The organism is Thermobifida fusca NBRC 14071 = JCM 3263, assembly GCF_001592045.1.
Lineage (GTDB): Bacteria > Actinomycetota > Actinomycetes > Streptosporangiales > Streptosporangiaceae > Thermobifida > Thermobifida fusca.
Window position 1 is genome coordinate 24,046 of the sequence record NZ_BCWB01000054.1, and the last position, 11,764, is coordinate 35,809.

Genomic DNA, 11,764 nt, shown 5'->3' on the forward strand with positions numbered 1-11,764 from the left:
CCCTGCCTGAAGTTTTCTTACGGGTGTTTTTCGGCCCTGACCTGGGAAGAATGTATTTTTCCCGATTTTACGCCTCCAGGTAGGTGACTTTCCTCCGAAGCCGGGGTGCTGCCCGGCTACGCTCGGGGAAGTGTGAGCGAGATTCACGACCTGAGTGCACTACGCCAAGCTGCGTTGTTCCGCAGCCGGGAGCTGTCTCCGGTCGACGTCGTCGAGCACTACCTGGACCGGGTCCAACGGCTCGGCGACGAAGTAGGGGCCTTCATCACGGTTACCCCGGAACTCGCGCTCCAGCAGGCCCGAAACGCGGAGCGGCGGCTGCGCACCGAGGACCCGGCGCACCTGCCCGCGCTCCTCGGCCTGTGCGTGCCGATCAAAGACCTCGACATGGTCGCCGGAGTGCGCTGCACTCGAGGGTCGAGGGTCTTCGCCGACCAGGTCGCCGACGCTGACGAAGGCTACGTGGCCGCGCTGCGGCGGGCCGGGGCGGTGTTCCTCGGCAAGACCAACACCCCCGAGTTCGGGCTGCCCTGCTACACCGAGAACGAGATCGCCCCACCGGCCCGCACCCCGTGGGACACGACGCGTTCCGCGGGCGGCTCCAGTGGCGGGGCAGCGGCCGCGGTCGCTGCAGGGCTTGCGCCTTTCGCCCAGGGCAGCGACGGCGGCGGATCGATCCGTATCCCTGCGAGCGTGTGCGGGCTCTTCGGGATCAAACCCACTCGGGGCCGGGTCACCTCGGCACCCTTGCGCGTCGACACGCTCGGCCTGGCGGTCACCGGTCCGCTCGCCCGCACGGTTGCCGACGCGGCTCTTCTGCTCGACGCACTGACCCTCGGCGATCCCGCGGATCTCTTCACTGCCCCACCGCTGCCCGCGGGGGAGACGTTCCTCGCCGCCGCACACCGGGAGCCTGGTCGGCTCCGCGTCGCCTGTTTCGCAACCCCGCCGCTGCCCGAAGCCACCGTGCACCCGGAGGTCTTGGCGGCCTACCATGCCACGGTCCGGCTCCTCGAGGAGCTTGGACACGACGTCACCGAGATCACCCCGCCCTTTGACGGCTCCCATATGCGCCATTTCGCAACCGTGTGGGCGGTGACTGCGGCCGGCATCCCTGTCCCCGCTGCGGCCGAGCACCGCCTGCGCCCGCTGACCCGCTGGCTGCGGGACCGTGGACAACGCACCCCGGCCCCCGTTTACCTGGAAGCTGTGGGGGAGCTGCGGCGCTTCGCCCGGGCCGCGTTGGCTGCGTTCGCCCCCTACGACGTGGTGCTCACCCCTACCTTGGCTCTCCCGCCTGTTCCCCTCGGGTATTTCACCGCGTCCGGGGATCCCGCGGACGAGTTCGAGAAGATGAACGCGTTCACCCCTTTCGGCAATATCGCCAACATCACCGGCCAGCCTGCGGTGAACGTGCCGAGCGGCACCACCGCGGACGGGCTTCCCCTCGGCATGATGCTCTTGGGGAGGATCGGCGCGGAGGCCACGCTGATCTCCCTGTCCGCCCAACTGGAGGCGGCCCGCCCGTGGCGGGACCGCACTCCAGAGGTGTGGCATCGCTAGGCCACAGTTATTGCGGTGTGCCGTTCCCGCTGTCCGGGCCGTCTGCGACCGGGTGTGTCTTCTCTCCTGGGGATCCGCTGCCGACCGCGAGCGTGCAGAAGGCAGACAGCAGCACGATCACTGCGCCGCCCACCACGCCCAGGGCGGGGCCGCCGACGTCCACCAGCCATCCGGACAGTGGCGCGGAGAACGCCACCCCGGTGGTGATCCCGGTGTTCATCCACCCGAACGCTTCCGCCCGCCGATCGCTGGGTGCCACCTCGCCGATCCGTTCGGTTGCCGCGGCCAAGGTGGGGGCGATCGCCAGCCCAGCTACGAACAGCACGGGGAGGAGCAGCCACGGGGAGGGGAGCTCCAGCACGGGAGGAAGCAGCGGGATCAGCATCGCGGTTCCCGCCGCGGCGGCGAAAGCCCGGCGGCTCAACCGGGGCGGGCCGGCCAAGGCGCCCGCGACGAGCCCGCCGACCAGGGAACCGATCGACCAGAACGCGGCGAGCACCCCGGCAACCCCGGGGCGGCCGATCTCCCGCGCCCACGCCACGATGACCAGGTCCACGGATGCCAGGCCGGCGATCAGCAGCATGCATACGACAACCAGGAGGGTGAGTTCCGGCTGCAGCAGCAGAGACCGGCGCCGCTGGGTGGGGGAGGCTGGACCGGGCTGGGGCGGGAAAGCGAGGCCGGAGCGGTAGATCTGCCACGCAAACCCGAAAGAGCCCGCGATCGAGAGCGCCGCGACCAGCAGCACGGCCCCTTTGCCTCCGCTTACCGCTACCGTGGCGGCCGCCAACAGCGGTCCCAGTACGAAGACGAGTTCCTGGAAGGTGGACTCGGCCGCGTACATGGCGGTGCGGGTCTGGCCTGAGGTCAGCCGCGGCCACAGCGCACGCGCGACCTGGGAGGCAGGCGGAGTGAACAGACCGGTCACCAAGCCGAGGGGGAAGGCCGCCCACCACAGCGAGGCGGGCAGCAGGGCGATCACGAGCAGACCAGCCCCGTAGCAGAGCCCGCACAGCGCCATGAGTCGGTCCGTACGCCCCCGGTCAGCACTGCGCCCGCGCAGCGGTCCGGCCACGGCAGCGCCGATGGTCAGCGTAGTGCTGACTGCTCCCGCCAAGGCATATGATCCGGTCCAGTCGGCTACGAGGAAGGTGATACCGATCGGCAGAGCCGCGATGTTCAGCCGGGCGATCAGCGACCAGACGAAAAGTCCGATGAGGTAGGGAACGGACAACAACGGACGGTAGGACTTGAGCACCACACAAGTATCACCGGATTCGTAGGATGAATCTCCGCATTTTTAGCCAATACCGTGATCAACATTGGCCGAAGTGGTAAAAACCATCCGATTCCGCGACTGGCGGCTCCAGATCCTGCTGATCAGCGCCGTGCTGCGGCATGATCGGATGGTGTGAGTGATGCTGCACTGGTCCGGCTAGCCGAGGCGCACGGCGTCGCAACCAGCTATGTGAACTGGCAGGGGACCCGGATCCCCGTTTCCGTGGACACGCTGCGCCACGTGCTCACCGCCCTGGGCGTGGACGTCAGCGACCCTGAGGCCGCGCTGCGGGCGCACCAGGAAGCCCAGGCCGCTCACCCGCTTCCCCCGGCCGTCGTCACCCGAGCCGGGCACACCCCGCGGCTCCCCCTGCCCGACGAGGCCCGGACCTGGGTGGAACTCGCCGACGGCGGGTACACCGATGTCGGTCCCACCCTCCCGCTCGGCCTCCACCGGTTGCACGTGGACAACCGCGGCAACCACCAGCAGCGTCCCCTCCTGGTCGCACCCGCTCGGCTGTCCCGCTCCGTGCCCCGCCGCATGTGGGGGCTGATGACCCAGCTCTACTCGGTCCGCTCCCACGTCTCGTGGGCTATGGGAGACCTCCACAACCTCGCCGAGCTGGCCACCTGGTCCGCCCGCGACCTGGGGGCGTCCTTCATCCTCGTCAACCCCCTGCACGCCACCGAACCGCTGCCGCCCGTCACCGACTCCCCGTATCTGCCGGTCAGCCGCCACTACGCCAGCCCGCTCTACATCCGTATTGAAGACATCCCCGAGTACGCGCGGCTCAACTCGATCCAGCGGGAAACCATCCAGCGGTTCGCCCGGCCGCTTCGCGAGCGGGGGCGCACCGCCGACCTGCTGGACCGTAACGCGGTCTGGCAAGCCAAACGGGCCGCCCTGGAAATCATCTACGGGGTCAGCCGCTCAGAGGAGCGGGAGCAGGCGTTCCGCGACTACCTGGACCGCGAAGGCGAAGCCCTGGAACGCTACGCCACGTGGTGCGCGATAGCCGAAGAGCACGGACCGGACTACCGCCGCTGGCCGGAGCCGCTGCGCGACCCCACCGCCGAAGAGGTCCGCGTCGAAACGCGGCGCCGCTGGCGTCGCGTGGACTTCTACCGCTGGACCCAGTGGATTCTCGACAGCCAACTCACCCACGCCCAGACCGCGGCACGCAACGCCGGAATGGACGTGGGAATCGTGCACGATCTTGCGGTCGGGGCGCAGAGCGGCGGCGCAGACGCCTGGATCCACCGCGAAGTGCTCGTCCCCAGGATCCACGTTGGCGCACCCCCGGACGAGTTCAACCAGCAGGGCCAGGACTGGGGGCAAGCGCCCTGGCATCCGGTGCGCCTCGCCGAACAGGGCTACCTTCCCTTCCTCGACCAGCTTCGGCAGGTAGGGCGGCACGCTGGCGGCATCCGGGTCGACCACGTCATGGGACTATTCCGGCTGTGGTGGATCCCGGAGGGGGCCGACCCCGCCGAAGGGACCTACGTGCGCTACGACCACGAGGGCATGGTGGGCGCGCTGCTCCTGGCCGCCCACGAAGCAAACGCGCTCGTCATCGGGGAAGACCTGGGGACAGTCGAACCGTGGGTCCGCGACTACCTGTCCGAACGCGGAGTGTTCGGCACATCCGTGCTGTGGTTTGAACGCGACGAGCATGGCGCCCCGCGCCGCCCGGAAACCTGGCGGACCGACTGCCTGGCCACGGTCGCCACCCACGACCTTCCCCCGATCACCTCCTATGTCACGGCCGAGCACGTGGCTTTGCGTTCCCACCTGGGCCTGCTCACCCGCCCGGTGGAAGAAGAGCGCGCCGAAGCCGAAGCCCAGGTCGCCGCCTGGTGCGCGCTGCTCACCGAACTCGGGCTGCTCGCGGAGGGAACCGACCCCGTGGCTCAGCCCGCCGCTGTGGTCACCGCGCTGCACAGCTACCTGGCGCGCACCCCTGCCGTCCTGGTGGGCGTGTCCCTGGCCGATGTGGTCGGCGACCACCGCATGCAGAACCAGCCGGGAACCAGCAGCGGATACCCCAACTGGCGGATCCCGCTCACCAACAGTGAAGGGGAGCCGGTCCTCCTCGAAGACCTGATCACCAATCCGCAGTGGGCTGCGGCAGTGCGTGCCGCACTCGGGGAGCTCGCCCAACTGTCCCCGGGCAGCGGCACGGCACGGGCCGCGCCCCCACTGCCCCGCCCATCCCGGTCGTTCCTCTGCCCGCAGTGGTGACCGCCCGCGGGAGCCCTTGCCGGGGCAAAGACGCCGATGGGCGGACACCGCGTCCCGCGCAGCGCCCGCCCACCAGGCCAGAAACGGTCAGTGTGCGGCCGCAGCGTCCTGCGCCCGAGCGTGCAGGGCACGCTCGACACCGGCCCGGCCTTCCAGCAGGAGGCGGCGCAGCGCCGGAACCGGGTTCTCTGTCTCGAGGTAGGCGTCAGTGCGGCGCAGCGTCTCCTCTTCGATCAGGTAGCCGGGGTAAGCGAACTCGGTGAAGGTCTGCGCGAACTCGGCAGTCCACTTCGCCCACGCGTCCGCAAGCTGGCCGAAGTAGCGGTCCACGTAGGGCCGCAGCAGTTCAGCGTGGGCGGGCTCGACGAATCCGCCCAGGGTCGCGCGGAACTCCGCATTGGCCAGGGTGCCGCTGGTGATGCGCTCCCAGGCTGCGGCCTTGGCTTCCGCGGTGGGGATCGCCGCCCGGCAGCCTGCCGCTGCCCGCTCGCCCGCGGCGGTGGGGTCGCGTTCCAGTTCCGCGTTGATCTCCGCTTCCCCGGCGGCACCGGCCGCGACAAGGCGGCGCAGCAGGGCCCAGCGCAGGTCAGTGTCGACCTTCAGCCCCTCCACTTCGATCGCGCCCTCGTAGATCCCCCGCAGCAGCGACAGGTGCTCGGGGGCGCGCGCCGTCTCAGCGAACCCGTGGGCGTAGGCGAGCTGCAGGTCGCTGCCGGGAGCAGCAGAGGTGAGCAGCTCCCGCAGCCGGGAGGCGAGCAGGTTGAAACCTTCCTCCTGCCATTCAGGGGAGACGTAGTGGATCAGCGCGGAGACGGCCTGCCGCTGCAGGGTTTGGGCCACCGCGACGTCGCGGACCCCGGCCAGGTTGCGGCTGACGAGGCGGACGTAGTCCCGCGCGGGCATCTCGCCGTCGCGGGTCATGTCCCACGCCGCGGCGAAGACGAGCGCGCGCGGCAGCGACTCAACAATCTCGCCGGCGCTCTCCACGACCGTGCGCAGGCTCTGCTCATCCAACCGCAGTTTGATGAAGGTGAGGTCGTCGTCGTTGAGCAGGACCAGGTCAGGCTGGCGTTTGCCCACCAGTTCCGGAACCTCGGTGCGCTCGCCGCTGACGTCCAACTCCACCCGGTCGCGCCGCACGATTCCCTGGTCGGTGCGGTCGTACAGGCCGATCGCCAACCGGTGGGAGCGCAGGGTCGGATGGTCGGCTGGCGCCTCCTGGAGGACAGCAAAGGACGTGAACGTGCCGTCGGGGCCCACCTCGAACTCGGGGCGCATCGTGTTGACGCCCGCGGTCTCCAGCCACTCCCGCGACCAGCGCGACAGGTCGCGTCCGGACGCCTCCTCCAGTTTCGCGAGCAGGTCCGACAGCTCGGTGTTGCCCCAGGCGTGCTCGGCGAAGTAGGCGCGCACCCCGGAGAAGAACTCCTCCACCCCCACGTAGGCGACGAGCTGCTTGAGCACGGAGGCGCCCTTGGCGTAGGTGATGCCGTCGAAGTTGACTTCCACGGCCTGGATGTCGGGGATGTCCGCGGCGATTGGGTGGGTGGAGGGCAGCTGGTCCTGGCGCAGCGCCCACGCCTTCTCCACGTTGGCGAACGTGGTCCAGGCGTCCCGCCACTTGGTGGCCTGGGCCTGGCAGTACACGCTGGCGAACGTGGCAAACGACTCGTTCAGCCACAGGTCGTCCCACCAGCGCATGGTGACCAGGTTGCCGAACCACATGTGCGCCATCTCGTGCAGGATGGTCTCGGCGCGGCGCTCGTAGCGGGCGTCGGTGACCCGGGAGCGGAACACGTAGTCTTCCAGGAACGTGACCGCCCCGGCGTTCTCCATCGCCCCGGCGTTGAACTCGGGGACGAACAGCTGGTCGTACTTGCCGAACGGGTAGCGGACCCCGAAAAGCTGGTGGAAGAAGTCGAAGCCCTGCTTGGTGACTTCCAGGATCGCGTCGGCGTCCAGGTACTGGGCGAGCGACGCCCGGCAGTACACGCCCAGCGGGATACCGTCGTGCTCGTCCCGCACCACGTGGTAGGGGCCGGCCACCAGCGCGGTGATGTAGGTGGAGATCCGCGGGGTCGGCGGGAAGTGCCAGCGCACCGCCGTGCTGCCGGGCACCGGCTCGCGCACCACATCGGGTGCGGTGTTGGACACGACTTCGAAGTCCGCGGGGGCGAGCACGGTCAGTTCGAACGTCGCCTTCAGGTCGGGCTGGTCGAAGCAGGCGTACATCCGCTGCGCGTCGGCGGTCTCGAACTGGCTGTAGAGGTAGACGTTGCCGTCGACAGGGTCGACGAACCGGTGCAGCCCTTCACCGGTGCGCATGTAGGCGGCGTCGGCGACGACCCGCAGTTCGTTGTCGGAACGCAGGTCGGGAAGGGTGATCCGCTCTCCGTTGAACACCTCGGCCGGGTCGAGGGCGACGCCGTTGAGGGTGACTTCGCGTACGGTCGGAGCCACCAAGTCGATGAAGCTTGCCGCCCCGGGTTCCGAGCAGTGAAACCGGACCACCGTGGTGGAGGTGAAGGTCTGGTCGCTTGAAGTGAGATCAAGTTCGACGGCGTAGGAGTCGACGCGGAGAATCCGTGCCCGCTCCCGTGCCTCCTCACGTGTCAGATTGCCTGCCACGACGCTCCCTTCCCAACCTGTCTCGGTGCCGATGGTGGTGGCGGCCGTCGGCGTGCTCACGGAGAGCGGACGGAGAGCCACCGCCTGATGATCAGCTCTGATCCTGCCATGCCGGGGTGTGGAATGCGGAACCGACGACTGTGGTTCATCCCTGAGGAGCTGGGCGTTTTAAGGTTCACGCCCGGGCTGTTGACCAAAAGCGTAAGGAGACGACGGTGACACAAGAGCGCATTCCTGTGGACCTGTGGTTCGACCCGCTCTGCCCGTGGGCGTGGATCACGTCGCGCTGGCTGCTCGAGGTGGAGAAGGTGCGCCCGGTCCGCCCGCGCTGGCATGTCATGAGCCTCGCTGTCCTCAACGAGGGCAAGGATGTGCCGGAGGAGTACCGGAAGATGCTCGCCACCGAGGCGTGGTGGGGGGTGCGGGTAGCCGTCGCAGTGGAGCAGCGCTCGGGCAACGAGGAACTGGGACGCTTCTACACCGCTTTGGGGACGCGGCTGCACAACCGCCGGGAGCCGCGCTCCTTGGAGACCATCGCGGCGGCACTCGCCGACGTGGGACAACCAGCGGATCTCATCGAAGCCGCGGAGAGCACTGACTACGATGAGGCACTGCGCAAGTCGCACCATGACGGCATGGACAGGGTCGGCCAGGAAGTGGGCACTCCCGTCATCGCGGTCGAGGACGTCGCCTTCTTCGGCCCCGTTGTGTCCCCCGCCCCTCGAGGCGAGGCCGCCGGTCGGTTGTGGGACGGCGTTCTGCTGGTCGCGGGAACCGACGGGTTCTTTGAACTCAAGCGGAGCCGCACCCGCGACCCCATCTTCGACTAGCCGCGACGGTGTGAAGGAGCGAACATGAGCGAACCGGACGAGGAGCGCATAGTCATCTTCGATGACGAGCTGGAAATCCTTCCGGACACCACCTCCGACGAGGAAGACACGGGGTGGGGAGAATCGCCGGAACGGAGCGAGCGGTCGCGTATTGAGGAGCTGCTCAACGACGTTCCTCCGCACTGGGCTTAACGCTTTACCCGCCGTATACGCGCTGATGAGAAGCGGTACCATCAGCGTGAGTGAGCATTTTGTCCGCTTTTGCCAAGGTGGTGTGAGTTGAGCAAGAAGCCGGAATCCAAAGCGGTTCCGCTGAGCAAGGACATCAAGCTTCTGGTGGTCATCAACCTGATTTTCCTCCTGTCCGCTGTCGCCTTCGGCGTTCTGGGTGCGACGGTGACCTTCGCCGCGACCTGAGCGACCCGTAGGACACAGGGCACTGTCCGGCGTCCTCAACGCCGGACAGTGCTCCCGGGGGCATGCGTGCCCCGGGGACCTGCAAAACTGGAGCCGTGCGTATCTACATTGGATCCGACCACGCCGGCTACGAACTCAAACAGCACCTCGTCTCCTGGCTGCAGAAGCAGGGACACGATGTCATCGACGCCGGTCCAGCCGTCTACGACGCGGCTGACGACTATCCTCCGTTCGTGCTGCGCGCCGCTGAGGGGGTAGCCAAGGACCCTGAGGCGCTCGGCATCGTGCTCGGCGGCTCCGGCAACGGCGAACAGATCGCCGCGAACAAGGTCAAAGGGGTGCGGGCCGCCCTCGTCTGGAGCAACGAGACCGCCAAACTCGCCCGCGAGCACAACAACGCCAATGTGATCAGCATCGGCGCGCGGATGCACACGATCGACGAAGCCACCGGTTTTGTCGACACGTTTCTCACCACCCCATACAGCGGTGAGGAACGCCACAGTCGCCGTATTCGGATGCTCTCCGACTACGAGACCACCGGGCAGCTTCCCCCGCTCCCCTGACCGGAGCCGTACCGGCTGATCCCGGGGAGCCGGAGGAGAGCCTCCGCAGCGCTGCCAGGATGCGGATGCGCTCCCTCTCTCGCCTCCCCGGGAGGCAGGCTGGGGCTCCCTGCGGGGGACGCGCTGCACCGGGGAGCCAGCCCACTACGCGCCGTCGTGCGTCCACGCTGAGCGGACGGAACCGCCGAGGCGCCTCACGGCGTACTTTGACGCTAGCGCGGCACGCCCCGGCAGTGCACTCCCCCGGGAGCGATAAATCCCTCACCGAAACCTGTGCCCGGAAACGACTGCTCCAGCGGTACTCCGGCCCCACCCTGGCTCAGGCGTCCGCGGACCCTCCCAGGAAGCGTGAGGAGAAACCAGGCGCGGCGGAGACCAGCCCGGTCAGAAGATCATTGAGCACGCCGGGATCGTGGGCGTGACCAGTGCGGCGGAGAGCTCCGCCACCGCTCCGGGACGCGCCTCGCGTACCAGGCCCGCGGCCGCGTACGCGGTCAGTGCTTCCCCGCCCAGGTACGCCGAACTCAGCACCCCCACGTCGAGGGAGAGGTCAGCCGGATCGTCGGTGCGGATGCACTCGGCATGCTCCCGGTCCGCCCGCAACCGCCAGCGCCCCTCGTTCCACGGGCACATCGCATCGGCCACTTCGATGACGACGTCGACCGGCGCCGCATAGGAGCGTTCGGACAGTGCGCGGGGGAGGTCCACAAGCCGCCCCCACACCCCGGTGTCGGGCGTCCACCGTGCCCGGTGCCGGTCAGTCAGCAGGTACAGCAAGGGGTCGTCGGCAGGCCGCAGAAAAGCGGTGACCTTCCCTATCAGGTCCCGGTTGAGCAGGAACTCCCACAGGGCCACCAGAGCGGCCGGACGGGTCGCGAAGAGCTCTTCCACCTCCATGGCACCGTCGGCGAGGCCGTGCTCGTCGTAGTGCTGCCGGGTCCGGTACAGCGCATAGCCCACCGGTTCCGACCCGTCCATCACGAGGACGCATTTGATCGGACTGAACTGGTCCTTCCGCCGTGCCAAACGGTCGAAGAGCCAATCCCACAACTGGGGGGTGCGACGGAACTCGCCGACCCGCGCCAAGCGGGCCGTTTCGTGGACCTGAGCGAGTTCGGCGCGCACAGCAGCGGGATCGGCCATACGCATCCGCAGCCCGGGGTCGCGGGGAGCATCCGCGCGCAGGACGCCTTCGCCGCGGCGCACCGTCACTGTGCCCAGCAGGGAAGCGACGCCGTAGCCGAACCGCCCGTAGATCCCGCCTTCCGAAGCGAACAGGAGCGCCACCGCTTCTGCCCCGCGTTCGGCAATGTCCCGCAGCTGGCGGCGCATCAGCGCGGTGAGCACCCCGCGGCGCCGGTGCGTGGGCAGGACCCCGACCGCGGAGACCCCGGCGACCGGGCGGGAACCTCCGGGCAGTGTCATCTCAAAGGAGAACAGCCGCGTCGTACCGATGACCTGGTCGCCGTCGAATGCGGCGAGCGTGCGATCCAGGTCGGTTATGGCAAGCACAGACGCCAGGCGCTCCTCGTCAATCGGGTCGTCGAGCAGCGCTTCCCGGCAGGTCCCGCAGAATGCGGGGAACTCGTCGACGGTGACCGGCCGTATTGGCCACGGATCGGAGTCAGCGGAACAGGGAGAAACAGACATGGCTTCTTGCCTACCTGCCGCTCCTCACTGCGCGCCACTGATTTTTTCGATCCGAATCTCCCCGGGGTGGTGCGGGCGGGACACGGGCACCCGAGGGTGCCGCAAGGGGTCATAGAAACAGCACCGTGAAGAATATGAGGGATTTTTCGCTTTCTTTCGTGCGATGCGAGCGGGACCATAACCCTGACAGAAGGGGCAGGGAAGGTCCATACTGAACCATGGGCTGTTCTTTGCTGTTCCCCGCTCCCACCCGAGGTGGATATCGGTTGGCCCGTTATGGGAAGTCTCAGCCCCCCTGGGCCCGGCACAGCGTGCTTGGGAAGGTTTCCCGCGCTACAGTTCGGCAACGATGAGCACTTCGCCGCCCTCTCGCCTTCTGCGCTCCGCCAACTCTGTGGCGCAGCGCGTTTTCGCGTTCCTCCGGCGCAAAGTGCTCTTCCGCTACCGCCTGGTCCTCATCGTCTTGGTGCTGCTCGCCGTCGGCATCGGGGTGGGCGCCGTGTGGGGGCCTCCCGGATGGTTCCCGCCGAGCGCCGTCATCATCACAGTCCTCGCTGGCGGGCTGCTGCTCAAACGCCGGAGCCTGGCCTTCC

General features: G+C 68.3%; 9 protein-coding genes and 1 pseudogene. 7 read left to right on the forward strand and 3 right to left on the reverse strand.

What is annotated here, in order from left to right; translation table 11 throughout:
* Nucleotides 1-132: 132 nt before the first annotated feature.
* Nucleotides 133-1,563 carry an amidase gene (locus tag TF1_RS13915; RefSeq protein ID WP_011292630.1) on the forward strand — a complete coding sequence of 477 codons (1,431 nt, stop codon included), beginning with the start codon at nt 133-135 and terminating at the stop codon, nt 1,561-1,563.
* A gap of 7 nt (nt 1,564-1,570) precedes the next feature.
* Here TF1_RS13915 and TF1_RS13920 read toward each other — a convergent pair whose 3' ends face one another.
* On the reverse strand, nt 1,571-2,797 hold the full coding sequence (locus TF1_RS13920; protein ID WP_255266188.1) for an MFS transporter: 1,227 nt from the start codon (nt 2,795-2,797) through the stop codon (nt 1,571-1,573).
* Nucleotides 2,798-2,974: 177 nt separating this feature from the next.
* Between TF1_RS13920 and malQ the strand changes: the two genes are divergently transcribed.
* Entirely contained in the window at nt 2,975-5,083 is a 2,109-nt protein-coding gene (malQ, locus tag TF1_RS13925) for a 4-alpha-glucanotransferase (RefSeq protein ID WP_061783968.1), read from the forward strand.
* A gap of 87 nt (nt 5,084-5,170) precedes the next feature.
* Here malQ and pepN read toward each other — a convergent pair whose 3' ends face one another.
* Complete coding sequence (pepN, locus tag TF1_RS13930; protein WP_011292627.1) at nt 5,171-7,711, reverse strand: aminopeptidase N; 2,541 nt, start codon at nt 7,709-7,711, stop codon at nt 5,171-5,173.
* Between the two features lie 215 nt (nt 7,712-7,926).
* Between pepN and TF1_RS13935 the strand changes: the two genes are divergently transcribed.
* The 4 genes from TF1_RS13935 (at nt 7,927) to TF1_RS13940 (ending at nt 9,521) form a co-directional block, all read left to right on the forward strand.
* Nucleotides 7,927-8,541: a mycothiol-dependent nitroreductase Rv2466c family protein gene (locus tag TF1_RS13935; protein ID WP_011292626.1), complete on the forward strand. Its 615-nt coding sequence runs from the start codon at nt 7,927-7,929 to the stop codon at nt 8,539-8,541.
* A 24-nt stretch (nt 8,542-8,565) separates the two neighbouring features.
* Nucleotides 8,566-8,733 (forward strand): hypothetical protein, encoded by a 168-nt coding sequence (locus tag TF1_RS16315; RefSeq protein ID WP_169803325.1) that lies wholly within the window; start codon nt 8,566-8,568, stop codon nt 8,731-8,733.
* Nucleotides 8,734-8,820: 87 nt separating this feature from the next.
* Nucleotides 8,821-8,958: a hypothetical protein gene (locus TF1_RS16320; RefSeq protein ID WP_169803326.1), complete on the forward strand. Its 138-nt coding sequence runs from the start codon at nt 8,821-8,823 to the stop codon at nt 8,956-8,958.
* A gap of 95 nt (nt 8,959-9,053) precedes the next feature.
* A complete protein-coding gene (locus TF1_RS13940) occupies nt 9,054-9,521 on the forward strand; it encodes a ribose-5-phosphate isomerase (RefSeq protein ID WP_016189015.1) in 468 nt (155 codons plus the stop codon).
* Between the two features lie 384 nt (nt 9,522-9,905).
* Here TF1_RS13940 and TF1_RS13945 read toward each other — a convergent pair whose 3' ends face one another.
* Complete coding sequence (locus TF1_RS13945) at nt 9,906-11,171, reverse strand: GNAT family N-acetyltransferase (protein WP_011292624.1); 1,266 nt, start codon at nt 11,169-11,171, stop codon at nt 9,906-9,908.
* 349 nt (nt 11,172-11,520) lie between these two features.
* Here TF1_RS13945 and TF1_RS13950 point away from each other — a divergent pair.
* Nucleotides 11,521-11,764, forward strand: a pseudogene (locus TF1_RS13950) (serine/threonine-protein phosphatase); the annotation flags it as partial.

Bases quoted from the DNA above. Each gene is read 5' to 3' on its own strand.
- TF1_RS13945 (WP_011292624.1), bottom strand. From the start codon at position 11,171: ATGTCTGTTTCTCCCTGTTCCGCTGACTCCGATCCGTGGCCAATACGG.
- TF1_RS16315 (WP_169803325.1), top strand. From the start codon at position 8,566: ATGAGCGAACCGGACGAGGAGCGCATAGTCATCTTCGATGACGAGCTG.